General features: G+C 70.7%; 20 protein-coding genes. 13 read left to right on the forward strand and 7 right to left on the reverse strand.

All coding sequences use genetic code 11. The features are described from left to right. The first annotated feature begins 178 nt into the window (after positions 1-178). Complete coding sequence (locus L3Q67_RS09015; protein ID WP_499189086.1) at positions 179-973, forward strand: hypothetical protein; 795 nt, start codon at positions 179-181, stop codon at positions 971-973. Next, positions 970-2,625: a serine/threonine-protein kinase gene (locus L3Q67_RS09020; protein ID WP_499189087.1), complete on the forward strand. Its 1,656-nt coding sequence runs from the start codon at positions 970-972 to the stop codon at positions 2,623-2,625. Before L3Q67_RS09015 ends, L3Q67_RS09020 begins: the two co-directional genes overlap by 4 nt. On the opposite strand, the gene L3Q67_RS09025 is transcribed toward L3Q67_RS09020, so the two are convergent. Further along, on the reverse strand, positions 2,597-3,133 hold the full coding sequence (locus L3Q67_RS09025; protein WP_499189088.1) for an ATP-binding protein: 537 nt from the start codon (positions 3,131-3,133) through the stop codon (positions 2,597-2,599). The two genes, L3Q67_RS09020 and L3Q67_RS09025, sit on opposite strands and share 29 nt — an antisense overlap. 101 nt (positions 3,134-3,234) lie before the next feature. On the opposite strand from L3Q67_RS09025, the gene L3Q67_RS09030 reads away from it, so the two are divergent. Then, positions 3,235-3,822, forward strand: coding sequence for an alpha/beta fold hydrolase (locus L3Q67_RS09030; RefSeq protein ID WP_499189089.1), 588 nt, complete (start codon positions 3,235-3,237; stop codon positions 3,820-3,822). On the opposite strand, the gene L3Q67_RS09035 is transcribed toward L3Q67_RS09030, so the two are convergent. Then, complete coding sequence (locus L3Q67_RS09035; RefSeq protein ID WP_499189090.1) at positions 3,808-4,221, reverse strand: MarR family winged helix-turn-helix transcriptional regulator; 414 nt, start codon at positions 4,219-4,221, stop codon at positions 3,808-3,810. The two genes, L3Q67_RS09030 and L3Q67_RS09035, sit on opposite strands and share 15 nt — an antisense overlap. A 70-nt stretch (positions 4,222-4,291) precedes the next feature. Here L3Q67_RS09035 and L3Q67_RS09040 point away from each other — a divergent pair, with 70 nt between their 5' ends. Further along, complete coding sequence (locus tag L3Q67_RS09040) at positions 4,292-5,791, forward strand: phytoene desaturase family protein (RefSeq protein WP_499189091.1); 1,500 nt, start codon at positions 4,292-4,294, stop codon at positions 5,789-5,791. 71 nt (positions 5,792-5,862) lie between these two features. Further along, on the forward strand, positions 5,863-7,185 hold the full coding sequence (gene lysA, locus L3Q67_RS09045) for a diaminopimelate decarboxylase family protein (RefSeq protein WP_499189092.1): 1,323 nt from the start codon (positions 5,863-5,865) through the stop codon (positions 7,183-7,185). Here lysA and L3Q67_RS09050 read toward each other — a convergent pair. Beyond that, positions 7,182-8,099, reverse strand: coding sequence for a DMT family transporter (locus L3Q67_RS09050; protein WP_499189093.1), 918 nt, complete (start codon positions 8,097-8,099; stop codon positions 7,182-7,184). The genes lysA and L3Q67_RS09050 overlap by 4 nt on opposite strands. A gap of 116 nt (positions 8,100-8,215) precedes the next feature. Here L3Q67_RS09050 and L3Q67_RS09055 point away from each other — a divergent pair, with 116 nt between their 5' ends. The 7 genes from L3Q67_RS09055 (at position 8,216) to dusB (ending at position 11,748) form a co-directional block, all read left to right on the forward strand. Further along, complete coding sequence (locus tag L3Q67_RS09055) at positions 8,216-8,770, forward strand: superoxide dismutase (RefSeq protein ID WP_499189094.1); 555 nt, start codon at positions 8,216-8,218, stop codon at positions 8,768-8,770. A 99-nt stretch (positions 8,771-8,869) separates the two neighbouring features. Next, positions 8,870-9,088, forward strand: coding sequence for a hypothetical protein (locus L3Q67_RS09060; RefSeq protein ID WP_499189095.1), 219 nt, complete (start codon positions 8,870-8,872; stop codon positions 9,086-9,088). A gap of 106 nt (positions 9,089-9,194) precedes the next feature. Further along, positions 9,195-9,347: a hypothetical protein gene (locus tag L3Q67_RS09065; RefSeq protein ID WP_499189096.1), complete on the forward strand. Its 153-nt coding sequence runs from the start codon at positions 9,195-9,197 to the stop codon at positions 9,345-9,347. Beyond that, a complete protein-coding gene (locus L3Q67_RS09070; protein WP_499189097.1) occupies positions 9,344-9,721 on the forward strand; it encodes a hypothetical protein in 378 nt (125 codons plus the stop codon). The genes L3Q67_RS09065 and L3Q67_RS09070 overlap by 4 nt, the downstream gene beginning before the upstream one ends. A 175-nt stretch (positions 9,722-9,896) precedes the next feature. After that, positions 9,897-10,265, forward strand: coding sequence for a hypothetical protein (locus tag L3Q67_RS09075; protein ID WP_499189098.1), 369 nt, complete (start codon positions 9,897-9,899; stop codon positions 10,263-10,265). A gap of 66 nt (positions 10,266-10,331) precedes the next feature. Next, entirely contained in the window at positions 10,332-10,595 is a 264-nt protein-coding gene (locus L3Q67_RS09080) for a hypothetical protein (protein WP_499189099.1), read from the forward strand. A gap of 13 nt (positions 10,596-10,608) precedes the next feature. Then, entirely contained in the window at positions 10,609-11,748 is a 1,140-nt protein-coding gene (gene dusB / locus L3Q67_RS09085; protein WP_499189100.1) for a tRNA dihydrouridine synthase, read from the forward strand. A gap of 118 nt (positions 11,749-11,866) precedes the next feature. On the opposite strand, the gene L3Q67_RS09090 is transcribed toward dusB, so the two are convergent. Both L3Q67_RS09090 and L3Q67_RS09095 read right to left on the reverse strand, forming a co-directional pair. After that, a complete protein-coding gene (locus L3Q67_RS09090) occupies positions 11,867-12,880 on the reverse strand; it encodes an NAD-dependent epimerase/dehydratase family protein (protein ID WP_499189101.1) in 1,014 nt (337 codons plus the stop codon). 3 nt (positions 12,881-12,883) lie between these two features. Then, complete coding sequence (locus tag L3Q67_RS09095; protein WP_499189102.1) at positions 12,884-13,855, reverse strand: hotdog family protein; 972 nt, start codon at positions 13,853-13,855, stop codon at positions 12,884-12,886. Positions 13,856-14,080: 225 nt separating this feature from the next. Here L3Q67_RS09095 and L3Q67_RS09100 point away from each other — a divergent pair, with 225 nt between their 5' ends. After that, entirely contained in the window at positions 14,081-14,755 is a 675-nt protein-coding gene (locus L3Q67_RS09100; protein WP_499189103.1) for a TetR/AcrR family transcriptional regulator, read from the forward strand. Here the strand turns inward: L3Q67_RS09100 and L3Q67_RS09105 are convergent. Continuing rightward, complete coding sequence (locus L3Q67_RS09105) at positions 14,742-15,398, reverse strand: TetR/AcrR family transcriptional regulator (protein ID WP_499189104.1); 657 nt, start codon at positions 15,396-15,398, stop codon at positions 14,742-14,744. The two genes, L3Q67_RS09100 and L3Q67_RS09105, sit on opposite strands and share 14 nt — an antisense overlap. A gap of 54 nt (positions 15,399-15,452) precedes the next feature. Next, on the reverse strand, positions 15,453-16,271 hold the full coding sequence (locus L3Q67_RS09110) for an AfsR/SARP family transcriptional regulator (RefSeq protein WP_499189105.1): 819 nt from the start codon (positions 16,269-16,271) through the stop codon (positions 15,453-15,455). Positions 16,272-16,529: the final 258 nt, after the last annotated feature.

The raw sequence follows: 16,529 nt of genomic DNA on the forward strand, positions 1-16,529 counted from the left end.
TCCGCTGGACGGTTTCAAACTGACCGACGGCGCTTGTGCCGACGCCGCACCCGATCCGGCCGAAAACCCTAGAACGAGGCCAAAAAGCAGCGAGGTGGCGATGCTGATCCGCATACCGCGATCCTTATGTGTTGTAGCATTTTCGCACTGTCGGCAAACTCGAGGCGGGGAACACCGGATGAGACGCACGATGGCCGTCGCGGTTGTCTCCGCCGCGGTTTTTTCACTCATCGGAACAATTCCCGCGGCCGCGCAGGACGAGCCGCTCACCGTCGCGGTCACGGTCGACGGGCAGGACGTCGCGGACCGCACGGTCACCATCGACCCGGCGAAACCGGTGGAACTCGGGCTCACCGCGATCAACCGCGGCAGCGCGCCGGTGCGCGTGCGCAGCGTGCGGGTCTCCGGTGTCGCGCTGGCGCTGACCTTCTTCTCCTACGACACCACGGTCCCCTTCGAGGTACCGGCGGGCGGCCGGGTCACCCGCACGCTCGTGCTGGACCTCGCCGAACTGGACGGTCAGGCGATGGGCCTGCTGCCCGGCTCGGTCGAACTCCTCGATGTCGACCGCGAACTGGCCGCCAGTGCCGCGCTGGTCACCGACATCCGCGGCTCGTTCTGGTCGGTCTACGGCATCTTCGGGCTCGCGGTGCTGTCGCTGACGATCGTCGCCTGGGCCACCGCGCTGCTCGCGCTCGCGCGGCACCGGCTCCCGCGCAGCCGCGCCCGCCGGGCCCTGCGCTTCCTGCCGGCCGGGTTCGGCACCGGGCTGACCGCGGTGGTGACGCTCTCGGTCCTGCGGGTGATGCCGCCCGAACCGGCGCTCGAGGTCCCGGTGGTGCTCGGCGCGGCCGCGATCGCGCTGCTGCTCGGCTACCTCACCCCGCACACCCAGCCGATGGACGCCGACGCCGACACGATCCCGGTCACCACCCGGCCGATCGACCCGTCGACCGAGGGCTACGCCCGATGACCGCCCCGACCGCGCTCAGCGCCGCGCTGCCGCAGTACCGGATCGGCGCGGAGATCGGCTCCGGCGGCATGGGCGTGGTCTACGCCGGGGTCCACCGGTCGCTGGGACGGCAGGTGGCGATCAAGCAGCTGCCCGCGGAGGTCGCCGGGAAGCCGGGGCTGAACGACCGCTTCGACCACGAGGCCCGCGTGCTGGCGAGCCTGGACCACCCGCACATCGTGCCGGTCTACGACTACGTCCACGCCGGTCACGGCAGCCTCCTGGTGATGGAGAAGCTCAACGGCGGCACGGTGTACCACCGGTTCGCGGCCGGGCGGGTCACCGGCGAACAGGCCTGCGCGATCTTGCTGGCCACCCTCGCCGGACTGCACGCCGCGCACACCGCCGGCGTGCTGCACCTCGACGTCAAGCCGAAGAACCTGCTGTTCAGCGCGGGCGGGGTGGTCAAGGTGGCCGACTTCGGCATCGCGCAGGTGATCAGCGAGGGCGCCACCCTGGTCACGCACGGCGGCGAGGTGCAGGGCACCCCCGCCTACATCGCGCCCGAACAGGCCATGGGCAACGCGCTGAGCCCGGCGGCGGACGTCTATTCGGCCGGAACCGTGCTGTACGAACTGCTCAGCGGCGAGGTCCCGTTCGACAGCACGCGGGGCGCGCTGAGCATGATGCGCCAGCACATGTTCACCGACCCGAGGCCGATCCGCGGGGTGCCGGAGCCGCTGGCCGGGGTGGTCATGCGCAGCATCGCGCGGGAGCTGCCGGGACGGTATCGCGAGGCGGAAACGTTCGCGGCGGACCTCGCCTCGGCGGCGACGGCGGTCTACGGTCCCGGCTGGCTGGAGCGGTCCGGCGTCCCGGTGCTGCACCTGACACCGCGAGTGGTCTCAGCGCTGGCGACCCCGCACGTGGTGCCGAAGTCACCGACGCTGACCACCGCCCGGCCCGCCACCTCGGCCCCGCGCTGGCCGATATTGGGCGCGGTGGCGGCCCTGCTGGTGCTCGCCGCGCTCGCGATCTTCTCGCCGACCCGGTTGCCGCACGTGCCCCAGGCCTCGACCGTGGTCGCCGGCGCCCCGCTGCCCGGCCCGGCCACGGTGAACCTGAGCCGGCCGATCTCCATCGAGGTGGACGACGCCGGGGACGGCCCGGTGGACGTCACGCTGGGTCTGTCGGTGGCGAACGTGCCGCTGGGCTCGGCTTCCGCGCCCGCGCAAACCACCGAGGACGGGCGGCTGGTCACCGAGGTCGAGCAGCCGGGCCTGTCGCGGTGGATCGTCGGTGGCGCGGTGACCGGCGAGCTGACCCTGTCGCGGCCGGGAGATCCGGTGACCGTGCAGCGCTTCACGCTGGTCACCGAGCAGCACCCGCTGGCCAGCGCACTGGGCGCGGGCAGCCTGCTGCTCGCGTTGTTCGCCGCGGCCTACCTCGAATCCGGCCTGCGCACGCTGCGGCAGGGCCGCCGCTGGCGGGCGGCGAAGGTCGCCGGACCGGTGCTGGGCGCGGTGTTCGGCGTGACGGCGTGGCTGTTCGCCTCGGTGCTGCTGGGGCACGAGCCATCGCCGTTGTTCGCGCTGGGCGCGGCGGCGGCCGGAGGGGTCGCGGCCGCGTGCGTGGTGCTCGGCGTCAGACCTCGGAGCGCGTCAACCCGGTGAGGATCTTGCCGAGGAAGTCGGCGTCCGCGCCGATCGGCTCCCCGGTCATCAGCGGCTCCGGCACGGCCGAGCGGTTCGCGTCCCGCCGCGGCAGCGCCACCGCACCCGCGGTGACCCCGATCGGCAGCGGCAGCTCGCACCAGATGCGCTTGCCACCGCCTCGCAGCGGCTCGACCCCGGCGTGATCACCGTCCAGCTCGGGTGCGGTCTCCGGCGGCTGCCCGTCTTCGACCTCGATGACCAGGCAGTCACCGCGCACCTGGAGGCGGATCAGCACGAAGCCAGGCCGTTCCGGGGCGGCGCCCTCGACCGAAGCGGTGACCAGTTGCGCCACCAGGTTCTCGGCCTGGTCGATCAACGGCTTCAACGACCATTCACCGAGGGTGAATCTGACGAACATCGCCGAGCAGTTGACCGCACTGGGCAGCGCGACCAGTCGGATGTCATCGAGTTGGGCGGCTTGTGCGCTCACCGTGCTCCCTTCGTCCCCGACCACGGTGTCGCGCATAATGCCAGCTCACCCACTCGATGTCACTCAAAGGGGTGGGCAGCTGACGGTATCTGCGGCCGGTTTCCCGCCTCCTGTGTGTGATACGAGGGGGAAATCCGATGGTTCTGCGAGAACTGACCACCACGGTCCGTGGTCGAACCGAGCGGTACACGGCGGGCGGCGAAGGCTCGCCGGTGCTGTTCCTGCACGACCAAGGCGATTCGTTCCGCCCGGCGCTCGAAGCGATGGCTACGCGCGGTATGCGGGTGCTCGCGCCCGCGCGGCCGGGTTCCGATCCGGAATGGGTGACCGAATTTTTACATTCGGCGGGCATCCGCGAGCCGGTCGCGATCGTCGGGCACGGCCTCAGCGGCGCGGTCGCCGTGCGCACCGCACACGCCACCCTGCACACCGTGCAGCGCCTGATCCTCATCGATTCGATCGGCGCTTCCGCGCTGCGGACCGCGCTGGCGGGCCTGCGGCGGCGCGAACTGCCGGTGTCGCTGGTGTGGAGCGCCGACCGGACCTGGGCGTGGTCGGCGATGAACGCGCTGAACCTGGCGCTGGGGCAGCCGGGGCACCTGCTGGTCTCGGCCGGGCAGAACTGGCGGCGGGACCCGCGCGCGTTCGGGCGGATCGTCGGCGACCTGGTCCGGCCGCGGTTGAACCTCGGGTTCCGGCCGGTCGCGCTGTCAGTCTGCCGCTAGCGCCTTGCGCAGCAGGACCAGCAGCGCCTCCTGGTCGGCCTGGTCCAGTTTGGCCAGCGGGGACGCCTCGGCGAGGCCGTAGAGCATCGCGGTCCGCACGCGCACGCCTTCGGGGGTGAGCTGCAGTGCCTTGGACCGGCGGTCGCGCGCGCCCGGCACCCGCTCGGCCAGGCCGCGCTCGGTGAGCCGGTCGGCCAGGAAGGTGACGCTGGAGCGGTCGCAGCGCAGCCGTTCGGCCAGCGTCTTCATCGCGGGCGGCGGCTGCTCGGGGTCGATGGCGAACAGGGCCTGCGACAGGGGCGCGGTCAGGGACAGCTCGGCGAGCGTGCGCTCCATCCGCGCACTGGTGCGATCGGCGACGGCGAGCAGTGCCTCGAGCAGCTCGTCGAATTGGCTCACGCGCGCACACTAGTTGACCAGGCCCTTAGTTCGCAAAACAAACTAGTAGCGGGAGTACGGTGTCGGCCGTATGAGCGGAGAACCGGACGTCGTGGTGGTCGGTTCCGGCCCGAACGGGCTGGCGGCTGCGGTGGTGCTGGCCCGCGCCGGGCTGCGGGTGCAGGTGCGCGAAGCGGCGGCGGAGATCGGCGGCGGGCTGCGCTCGCTCCCCCTGTTCGACCAGGACGTGGTGCACGACATCTGCTCCGCCGTGCACCCGATGGCGAACGCCTCCCGCTTCTTCCGCGAGTTCGACCTGGCCGCGCGCGGGGTCGAACTGCGGGTCCCGGCGGTCGCGTACGCGCACCCGATCGAAGGCGCCGAATCCGCCATCGCCTACACCGACCTGGCCGCGACCTGCGGTCGGCTGGGCGTGGACGCACCGCTGTGGCGGCGGCTGATGGGCCCGCTCGCCGAGCGCAGCACGCAACTGGTCGACCTCCTGCTCGGCGACGGCAGGCACTTCCCGCTCGATCCGCGGACCGCCCTGCTGCTGCCGCCGCGCGTGCTCGCCCACGGCTCCTTCCTGGCGAAACGTGCTTTCGCGGGCAAAAGAGCACCGGCTCTGCTCAGCGGGGTGGCCGCGCATTCCGTGACCGCACTGCCCAGCCTGTCCGGGGGCGGTTCGGCCCTGCTGCTCGGGCACCTGGCGCATGCGACCGGCTGGCCGATCCCGGTCGGCGGCAGCCGCCGGATCGCCGAGGCGATGGTCGACGACCTCCGGCGGCACGGCGGTTCGGTGGTCACCGAGGCCCCGGTCACCGATCTTCGCGAACTACGCAAAACGCCCGCCATCCTGCTCGACGTCACCGGAAAAACCCTCCTCGACCTGGGCGATCAGCTTTTGCCCGCTAAAGCATCCCGGCGGCTTCGGCGGGCGAAAAACGGGCCGGGGGCGGCCAAGGTGGACTTCCTGGTGTCCGAGCCCATCCCGTGGCTCGACCCCGAGATCGCGCGGGCCGGCACGGTTCACCTCGGGGGTACGCGAGAGCAGGTGTACGCCGCCGAGACCGACGTCGCCCGCGGGCGGCGGGCGAGCGAGCCGTTCACCCTCGTGGCCGAGCCGATGGTCACCGATCCCGGCCGCGGCCTGCCCGGCAGGCGCCCGGTCTGGGCCTACTGCCACGTGCCCCACGACGACCGCGCCGATCCGGTCGAGGTGATCACCCGGCGCATCGAGCGGTACGCGCCCGGCTTCGCCGACACCGTGCTCGCCGCGCGCGGCGTCAGCGCCCACGAGCTGGGCGAGTACAACCCGAACTACGTCGGCGGTGACATCGGCGCCGGGGCGATCACCCCGTTCCGCCTGGTCAGCGGGCCGTTTCCGGGCTGGGACCCGTACCGCACCCCGCTCGGCGGCGTCTACTTCTGCTCGGCCGCCACCCCACCCGGCCCCGGCGTGCACGGCATGGCCGGTTACCACGCCGCCCGGTCGGTCCTCCGCCGCGAATTCGGCGTGCACGAGGTACCGGACCTGGCGCCGCGTCAACAGGGCGTCAACAACACCGGCGGGCCCGTCAGCAGGCCGTAGGCGGACCGTCCACTCCGGACCGGGGCGAGTTGTGCTGGCGGGGTAGCAGACCCCGACCCCCGGAGGTAGTCGTGACCCTCGCCGAGTTGCTCCCCAGCCTGGGCTGTGCCGTCGCGGACCGGCTGGATCCCGCCGAATGGCCGCCCGGCACCCGGATCGGCCGGGACGGTGAGCTGGAGTTCGCCGGGGTACCGGTGACCCAGCTCGCCGCCCGCTTCGGCACGCCCGCGTACCTGCTCGACGAGGCACACGTGCGCCACCAGGCGCGGGCGTACCGCGAGGCCCTGCCGGAGGCGGAGATCGCCTTCGCGGGCAAGGCGCTGTGCACCAAGTCCGTGCTGCGCTGGGTCGCGGAGGCGGGCCTTTCGCTGGACACCTGTTCCGGCGGTGAGATCGCCGTGGCCAGGGCGGCCGGGTTCCCCGCGGACCGGATCCTCCTGCACGGCAACGTGAAGACCCCGGAGGACCTGAAGACCGCGCTCGGGTACGGCGTCGGCCGGATCGTGCTGGACTCGCTCGACGAGATCGAGCAGCTCGGCACGCTGGCGCACGGCCGCCAGGAGGTGCTGATCCGTGTGGTGCCCGATGTGGACGGTGGCACGCACGCCGCGATCACCACCGGCACCGAGGGGCAGAAGTTCGGCTTCTCCCTGCTGCCGCGCGTGACCGACAACCTCGACCGCGCGGTCGCCGCCGTGCTCGCGCAACCGTCGCTGCGGCTGACCGGGCTGCACTGCCACATCGGTTCGCAGGTGTCCAGAGTGGACGCCTACGAGCAGGCGGCGCGGCGGATGGTCCGGGCGCTGGTGCACGTCCGCGAGACCTACGGGCTGGAGCTGACCCACCTGGACCTCGGCGGCGGGCACGCCGTCGACTTCGACCTGCACGGGTACACGCGACGGCTGCGGGTCGCGCTGTCCTATGAGTGCTCGGTGCACGACTTCCCGGTGCCGCGCCTGACCATCGAACCGGGACGGGCGATCGTGGCGCGGGCGGGCATCACGCTGTACCGGGTGTGCGCGGTGAAACGCGGCAGCCGCACGTTCGTCGCGGTGGACGGCGGCATGAGCGACAACCCGCGCCCGGCCCTGTACGGCGCCCGCTACACCGCGCGACTGGCGAACCGGGGCTCACGCGCGGAACGGCAGTCGATGGTGGTCGTCGGGCGGCACTGCGAATCGGGCGACATCCTCGCCCACGACGTGCCCCTGCCCGCCGACGTCCACGCCGGTGATCTGCTCGCGGTGCCGGGCACGGGTGCCTACCACCACGCACTGGCGTCGAACTACAACCAGGTCGGACGGCCGCCGCTGGTCGGCGTGCGTGACGGCATCGCCTCCCTGCTCGTCCGCCGGGAAACCGAGGAGGACCTGCTCGCGCGCGACCTCGGTTAGAGGACCGGTTCCAGCACCATCGGCTTGGCTCGCACCTTCTCGTGCCAGCCGAGTGCGGTCACCGCGGCGACCACGATGAGCAAGCCGAGCCACTGCGTGACGGTCAGCGTGGTGCCGAGGAAGGCGACGCCGATCACCGCGGCCGTCACCGGGAAAGCGAGTTCGGCGAGCGTCGCACGCGAAGCCGGGGTGGTGCGCAGGCCGGCGTAGTAGAGGCTGAGCGCGAGCAGACCCGGGATGAAGGCGAGCAGCAGCAGACCGGGCACGTTCGCCCAACCAGGTACGAACGAAACGCCCTGCAGGCCGACGATCGCGGCGGAAACCGGGAGCCCGACGGTGAACCGGAGCACGGTGACGTCCTTGGCGGGCAGGCTGTGCGAGACGAGCCTGCCGAGCACGGTGCCCGCCGCCCACAGCACCGCGGCGCCGATCGCGAGCAGGGCCGCGCGCAGGGCGCCGACCTCGATGTCGAGCGGGTTCTTGAACGCCAGCAGCCAGGCGCCGAGCAGCGCGGGAACGGCGAACAGGGCGTAGCCGGGGCGGATGCGCTCGCGCAGCAGGAAGAAGGCGGCGAGCACGACGAACACCGGCTGCAGCTTCTGCAGGACCAGCGGCGTGACCGGGTCGCCGGTGCGGAAGGCCGCGGTGAACAGGGCCGTGGCCAGCGCCGACGAGCCGCCGCCGATGATCAGCACGGCGATCCACTCGCGCGGGCCGCAGGCGCGCAACGCCCGCAGCGCGCGGGGGACGAGCGGGGAGAGCGCGAGCACGACGATGAGGTGTTCCCAGAACACCACGGTCGCCGGCGGGAGGGCGTGGGCCAGTGGCAGGCGCAGCAGGCCGTCGGTCCCCCAGAGCGCGGCGGCGATAGCCACCAGCCAGGTCCGGTCCGCCGGAGTTCGTTCCGTTGTCACGCCACCGATAGTACGACGCTCATCGAATTGAGGGGGCTGTCAAGGCCTGCGATGGGATTCACCTCATCAGGCAGGAGTAGTGGCGCGGTCACCGCGCGGAGCGATAGGTAGTGTCCATGCGACGTCTGGTCCCCGCCTTGCTTGCCGTGCCCCTGCTCGCCCTGGCCGCTCCGGCCTCGGCAGCTCCCGGCGGTTTCGAGGTGGTCACGGCTTCCGGCGCGTTCGGCTCCGCGGCTCCGGCGTACACGTACCAGCCGGACTTGGTCCCGGCCGGCGCGACGGCGAGCGTCTTCGCGGCCTCGGCCCCGGAGTTGGGCACCAGCGTCACCCTGGTCGTGACCGGCCTGCGGGCGGACCGCGAATACGGCGCACACGCCCACACGCGCCCGTGCGGTGCTTCCGGCGCGGACGCGGGCCCGCACTACCAGAAGCAGGTGGACCCGGTCTCGCCCTCGGTCGACCCGGCGTACGCCAACCCGGAGAACGAGATCTGGCTCGACCTCACCACCAATGGCACCGGCACCGGGATCGGCGCCACCCACGTCGACTGGCAGTTCGACGCCGATCGGCGCGCGGGCTCGGTGGTCGTGCACGAAACCCACACGCACACCCACCCCGGCCACGCCGGCACCGCGGGCGCGCGCCTCGCGTGCCTGAACGTCACCTTCTGACCTCCTGGCGTGGCGCGGGTGTCATGGACGGTCTGCCGCGAGACCGGCGGCAGACCGTCCATGACCCGCGCCGGGCCGCCCCACCCCGAAACGAGCGAAGTGAAGACCTACCACGCCGAAGTCAGCCGCGATGGCGAGTACTGGCTGATCCACGTGCGCGAACTGGACCGGCACACCCAGGCACTGAGCTGCCAGGACATCCCGATGGTGGCGGGGGCTCACGCCCTCGCCGTACCAACACCGGGCCTGAGCGGCCTCGCTCAGAAACGAACTGGCCCCCAGGAAGCCCGCACTGACACCATCGAGCCAACTGTCTAGCCCAGCCTTGACGTTTGCGTCTAGCCGCCCCTAGACATACTCTGCGAAGAGACGGCAGGTCATCAAGAAGATCGCGATCGCAGCCAAAAAGCAGGAGGCGGAGTGGGTGCTGGCACGGGAAGGCGCCAACCACACCGTTTACACCCTGAACGGCGTGGTTGTCCCCATCCCGCGCCACAACGAACTCGGCGAGATCTTCGCGGTCGACATATTCAAGGAATGCGAAGGCGTCTTGGGCAAGGGATGGTGGAAGAAGTGAAGACCTACCACGCCGAGGTCACGCGCGACGGCAAGTTCTGGCTGATCCGGGTACGGGAGATCGAACGATCCACCCAAGCGCTCCGCTACCGGGACGTCGAAGCGATGGCCGGTGAACTCATCGAGATCATGGAAGGCCTCGGCAGCGACGAATACGACCTCCACCTCGAAGTGCACCTGCCGAGTTCGGTGAAGGACCACCAGGCTCGCGCCGAAGTTCTGCGCGCGGAGGCCCAACGCAAGCAGGCCGAGGCAGCCGCCGAAAACCGTGCCGCGGTGCAGGAGTTGCTGGCTCTGGGGCTTTCCCAGCGCGAAACGGGCGAGGTCCTCGGAGTCTCCTTCCAGCGGGTGAGCCAGCTGGCGAAGACTTCCTGACCCCGGGCGCGAGGTCCGCGACAGCGATCGAACTGTGGCGGGCGCCACCTAAACGGCACCCGCAGACGCTGCCCTCGATCAGCCTCTAGAGGGGCTTTATATGGACTCTCCAGCGGTCCCGAACCACCGCACGGTCACGGCAGGAGTCTCGAAGCATCGGCAGGGGGCGGTTGCGATGAAGACGTACCGGGCAACAGCTCACCGCGAGGACAAGTGGTGGGTGGTCCAGGTCGAAGGCGTGGGCGCGACCCAGGGGCGGTTCACCGCCGAGGCCCAGCGGATGGCGGCGGACCTGGTGGCGATCATGGAGGAGATCTCACCGGACGACTTCACGGTCTCGATCGACTTCGACATCCCCGGACCGTTGGGCGACGATGTCAAGCGGGCGAAGGAAGCCACCCGCGAAGCGGATCTGGCCCAGCGCAAGGCAGCGGATCGAACCCGTCAAGTGGTGCGGCGCCTGCTGAACAGCGGCCTGTCCAAGCAGGACGTGGCCAGGGTCCTTTACGTCTCGCCCCAGCGGATCAGCCAGTTGGCGAAGTGACAGCGGTCCGGCAGCGGGAGGCGCCACGCTGAGCGGTGCGATAGTTCCCCGCTGAAGGAGTGCGCCGTGCGTGTTCTGTCCCTGCTCACCGGTACCTTCGCCGCGCTGGCCCTGACCGCGGTGCCCGCCGCCGCGTCGGTGGAGCGGGAGGTGCCTTGTCCCAGCGACGGGCACCTCTACCGCTGCTCCGAGGTCGGCCGCTACGCCGAGCGCGAATACTGCATCTACGTCGGCGAACGCAACATCCAGTTCGGCGACGCGGACAAGTGGTGGTGCAGCCCGTACCTCCACGAGCCCGGCTACACGCTGACCCTCGGGTACCGCAGGTAGGCCACCAGCGACAATGGAGGGCATGACCGCCACCCTGAGCAAGCCCGGCCTGAAGATCGGACCCTACGAGGTCGATCCCCCGGTCGTGCTCGCGCCGATGGCGGGCATCACCAACGTGGCCTTCCGCAGGCTGTGCCAGGAGTACGGCGCCGGCATCTACGTCTGCGAGATGATCACCGCCCGCGCGGTCGTCGAGCGGCACCCCGGCACGATGCACATGATGACCTTCGGCGAGCACGAGAAGCCCAGGTCCATGCAGCTCTACGGGGTCGACCCGAAGACCATGCGCGAAGCGGTCAAGATCATCGTCGGGGAGAACCTGGCCGACCACATCGACAGCAACTTCGGCTGCCCGGTGGCCAAGGTGACGCGCAAGGGCGGCGGCGCGGCGCTGCCGTTCAAGCGCAGGCTCTTCGCCGACATCGTGCGCGAGTCGGCGAAGGCCGCGGGCGATGTGCCGTTCACGGTCAAGTTCCGCGTCGGCATCGACGACGAGCACCTCACCTACCTCGACGCGGGGCGCATCGCCGAGGCCGAGGGCGCCGCCGCGGTCAGCTTGCACGCGCGCACCGCCGCGCAGCGCTACTCCGGTCAGGCCGACTGGACGAAGATCGCCGCGCTGAAGGAAGCCGTCACGAGCATCCCGGTGCTCGGCAACGGCGACATCTTCTCCGCGGACGACGCGCTGCGCATGGTGGCCGAGACCGGCTGCGACGGCGTCGTCGTCGGGCGCGGCTGCCTCGGCAGGCCGTGGTTGTTCGGCGAACTGGAAGCCGCCTTCGCCGGGCGCGAGCGGCCCACCCCGCCGAACCTCGGGCAGGTCGCGACCGTCCTGCGGCGCCACGCCGAACTGCTCGTCGAGCACGACGGTGCCAGCAAGGCCATGCGCGACCTGCGCAAGCACATGGCCTGGTACCTGATGGGCTTCCCGGTCGGCTCCGAACTCCGCCGCGGCTTCGCGATGGTCTCCTCGATGGACGAACTCGACGACCTGATCACCCGCCTCGACCACGACGCGCCCTTCCCCGCCGACGCCGAGGGCCCGCGCGGACGCCAGGGCTCGCCGGGCAAGGTCACCCTCCCGCACGGCTGGCTCGACGACCCCGACGACAACTGCGTCCCCGAAGCCGAGGACATGCACTCCGGCGGCTGAGCGCCGCCCCTGCGAATGCTATGAGTGGGGCATTACTTGCATTCAATGCTAGTAATGCCCCACTCATAGCATTCGTCGCCGCTCGTCGGCTCAGGATCAGGGTCAGGTCGGCAAGGGTTCACGTCTCCGAAACCCCGATGTCCACCGGCTCGGTGGCGTCGGGTGAGATGTGCGTCCGGTACCACCCGGCGGACCGCGCGAACTTCTCCGCGAAGCCGCCGCCCGGGTCCGCGTCGGTGCGCCGCCACAGGCGTTCGCTGTCGTACCAGTGGTCCCTGGCCAGCAGGTCGAACTGGTGGTCGGTCAACCCCGGCAGCACCTTCCGCGTGCGCGCCCGGTGCGCCTCGGCACTGAGGTTCCGCACCGGCACACGCAGGCCCAGCTCCCGGCACACCGTGCTGACCACCTCCCGCACGGTCACCGGCCGCGGGTGGTTGGCGTGGAACACCGCGCCCCGGCTCTTCCCCCACGACAACCCCATCAGCCGCACCACGAGCGCGGCGAGGTCGTCCACGTCGATCACCGAAGTGCGGGCGGCACCGCCGTCGATCCACGCCGGGACCGCCTGCACCAACCGGCACAAGCCGGGCACGAACCAGGTGTCACCGGGCCCGTAGACCAGGTGCGGCCGGAGCACCGTGCCGCCGAACTTCCGCACCTCTCGTTCCGCGTGCGCGCGGCTCAGGCTGGTCGCCGAAACCGGTTCCGGCGCCAGGAGCGACTCGCTGATCCCGCGGTGCGGCCCGTGCCCGTAGACCGCCGTCGTGCTCATGTACAGGAAGCGCCGGATGCCCGCCTTTTCGGCTTCCTCCAGCAGAAACCTCGTGCCGTCGTGGTTGACCCGGCGGCACCGCTCGGCGTCGCCGCCGATCTGCGCGGCGATGTGGATGACGGTGGAGATCCCGTCGGCGATCCCGCGCAGGCCCGACGGCTCGGCCAGATCACCCTTGACCACCTCGACGCCGGAGCCGGCCAGCCAGTCCGGTGGCGACCGGCTCAGCACCACCAGCGGCGGGCCCCAGTCGAACCAGCCCACCCGCCGCAGTTCGCGAACCACCGCGGACCCGATGAACCCGGTCGCCCCGGTCAGCAGGACCGGCTTTCCCCCCAGTCCCCCAACGGCTCCGCCCATGCTTCAGCCGTGCACCAGCAAGTCGACCGTGCCGAAGGCGGCGGTGCGCCCGGCCTGGCCGAACACCACCTCCACCGAGCGGACGCCCGATCTGACCGCGGTCACCTCGGTCGCGTTGACCAGTGCCGGCGCGTCCAGTTCGAGGTAGTGCTCGAAGTGGAAGTCGCAGCCCACCGGCAGCGCGTCCGGCTGCCCGACGACCAGCTTCGCCGCCTGACGCGCGGCTTCCATGGTCACCATGCCGGGCACGTGGTCCACCGGGTGGTCGAACATCACCGGGTGCGACTGGTCCACCCGCAGCACCCACTCGCGATCTCCCGGCGACAGCACGACATCGCGCGAGCGGTCCCGACCGACGGTGGCGGGCGCGACGCCGGGCAGCGGCTCGACCTCGGTCACCGCCCCGGCGCGGTCCCCGCGCAGGCGCCGGTAGGCCGACGGGGAGACCGCGCTCCACACCGCGCCACCGGAACCGATGCGCTCGCCGTCGCGGTAGCAGTTGATCTCCAGCCGCCCGCCAGCCACGCGCTTGCCCCGCCGCTTGAGGTCGTGGCAGGTCACCGCGAGCACGATGTCGGCGGGCCGCGCGCCGAGCCGCAACCCGTCCGAGCCGAGCGAGAAGGTCTGCCGGTGGACGATGAACTTCCAGTCCAGCGCGACCCCGAACTCGGAGTGCGCGATGAGCAACCCGGCCTGGCGGATGGTCTCGGCCATCAGCAGCGGGTCGTGGTAGTCCGGTCTCAAGAGGCTGAAGAAGCCGTGGCCACGCGGCCACTGCGCGCCCACCTGGAACTCGGTGTCGTCGAGCGCGCACAGGTCGGTCAGGAACACCTCGGAGACGGCCGCGCGGTGCACCAGTGCCCGCGGGATCGTCCGGTCGAACATGACGTCGGACCGCTGTGAGACCACCGCGTTACCGAACTCCGGCGTCGCCGTGACCACATCCCCAGCCGGCCGGGTCATCATCGCTGTCATCAGGCACTCCTCGTGTGGAAGCTCACGTTATGACCGTTTTGAACATACTGACTGCCCGGTTTTTTTTACAACCCCTTCGGATGATAAATTCCTGGTTAACCGCTTACAGGCCGTAAGATCTCGGCCGCTAAGTCGTCCGAACAGACCAGGGAACCGGCACCTGTGTCCTCCGAACAGCCGAAGGATGGCGACTGGATCCCCCGATACGACCCCAGGGAGTTGCACGTGCCCAAGCAGGAACGGGCCGAGCTCACGCGAACGGCCATCCTGGATGCGGCGGCGATGGTGTTCGACGAGCGCGGGTTCCAGGGCGGCACCCTGACCGACATCATCGCGGGCGCCGGCGTCACGAAGGGAGCGCTGTACTTCCACTTCTCCTCGAAGGAGGAGATCGCCAAGGCGATCATCTCCGAGCAGTTCACCATCTGGACCCCGCCGGACGACCCCGACCTGGTGACCCTGCAGACCGCGATCGACCTGTCCCACGGGATGGGGCTCAGCCTGCAGAACAACCCCCGCGTGCGCGCGGGCATCCGGCTGGTCATCGAGCAGGGCACCTTCTCCACCCCGACGCCCGACGCCTACAAGAACTGGATCGGGCTGGTACAGACCTGCCTGGAAAGCGCCGCGCGGCAAGGGGATCTGCGCCCGGACCTGGACCCGAACGACGTCGCGACGTTCATCATCGCCTCGTTCACCGGCGTGCAGATCAGCTCCGAGGTGCTCACCCAGCGCGAGGACATCTCCGAGCGGCTCACCATGATGTGGCGGCTCACGCTGCCGGGCATCGTGCCCGCGCGGCGGCTGCACAAGTTCCGCCCGGAGGGCTCGAACTTCGCCGAGCCGGAGCCTGAGCTAGACCCTGAGCCCGAGCCGGCGAACGGGGTCAGCCGAAGCTGACCGGCGGGCGCGCCGCGGCGGCGGAACTGCCGGCGCGCTCGATCCGGCCGGTGCGCGCGGGCACCGCGATGCCGGGCAGCAGCACCTCCCAGACCTTGCTCACCGCTTCGGTGCGCGGCCGGGGCAGGGTGCCGGCCCACCAGAGCACTTCGAGGCCGGTGGCGGCGGCGACCACCTGGGTCAGCACGGCGTCCTGCGCCAGCCCGGTCTTGAGCTCACCGGCGGCGCTCGCGCGCGCGAGCGCGTCCTTGATGGTCTTGAGGAAGGCCTGGTAGAAGTCGCTGAACGGGGCGCCGCGGTCGGCGCACTCCCGTGCGGTGCGCATGCAGGCGCGGATCACCGGGCTGGCGTCCAGCCACGCGGCGAGCGTGTGGGTCAGGTCGATCACGGTCTGCAGCGGGGAATCCTCGTTGGAGGCGAGCTTGGCCGCGTGGGACTCCAGCATCACGCAGCCGAGTTCCTGCACCGCGCCGACGAGCTCGTCCTTCGACGCGAAGTGGAAGTAGACGGCCCCCTTGGTCACCCCGGCCGCCTGGCTGATCTCGGACATGCTGGCGGTCGGGAAGCCGTCACGGTCGAACAGCCTGGCGGCACACCTCACGATCTCGTTCCTGGTCTGCTCTGACCGATGCTGCTTGGCCACAGGGGGCTCCTCGACTGCTGGGACGAACGGTGTGACAGCTCATCCCGGCCCGCCTCACGCGGTCAGCGCGGGGAAGGCTGCTTCCCCGGGCCGGGTCGGCTCCTGATCGGAGGTGAGGATGCACCGGTGCAGTCGACGCAGGGACAACGATGGCTCGAGTCCCAGCCCCTCCACCAGCCGGGTGCGCAACCGCAGGTAGACCTCGATGGCGTCGCCGCGGCGGCCGGCCCGGTGCAGCGCCAGCATGAGGTGGTTGTGCAGCCCCTCGTGCGTCGGGTTCCTGGCGACCAGCGCGGTGAGTTCACCGAGCAGCTCGTGGTGCCTGCCGAGCCGGAGGTCGGCGTCGATCCGGCGGTCGAGCACGCACAGCCTGGCCTCCTCCAGGCGGTGCACCTCGACCTCGAGCATCCCCCCGGGCATCACGTCGGCCAGCGCGCGACCGCGCCAGAGCGCCAGCGCGCGCCCGAACTTCTCCGACGCCCCGGCGAAGTCGCCCGCCTCGCGAGCGCGGTGGCCGGCTTCGGCGAGCCGGTCGAACTCCTTGACGTCGATCGTGAACCCCTCATCACGGAGAACATAGCCCCCTACCTCCCGCACGAGGACCGCTTTCGGGTCGCAGGTGCGCCCGTCCTCGGCTCCGGCGCCCGCGGCACCGATCATCGACCGCAGGTGGAGCACGTAGGTCTGGAGGGTGGTCCGGGCGCTGCGGGGCACGTCAGCGCCCCACAACTCCTCGAACAACGCCGTGTCGGGGACGAGCTGACCGGCGTGCACGGTGAGCATGGCGAGGAGCTTGCGCTCCTTGGCCGCGGTCGGCGAAACCGATCTACCGCAAAACTGGACTTCAAGCGGACCCAGCACCCGGATGTCCATCACAGCTCCCTCAGCTCGTCGGCGAGCCGGTGGTCACCCCTGCCAGCGGCCCGATACCCGAAATTCAAAACCGGGCGGTCGGTTTTGTCAACGATTTCGGTACCGGTCGGTCGGTTTTTTCGTTGAACGGTCGAGCCCCTTCACCATACTCACGCTGCGCTATCGCCAGGGGCGGATCGACCGGAACAGCGATCTTGAGCCTCCGGGAGCACCTCGACGGGTTGTCGGATCCCACTCGAGCCGACCTCGATTCTCCGG

This window comes from Saccharothrix sp. AJ9571 (assembly GCF_021725495.1).
Lineage (GTDB): Bacteria > Actinomycetota > Actinomycetes > Mycobacteriales > Pseudonocardiaceae > Amycolatopsis > Amycolatopsis magusensis.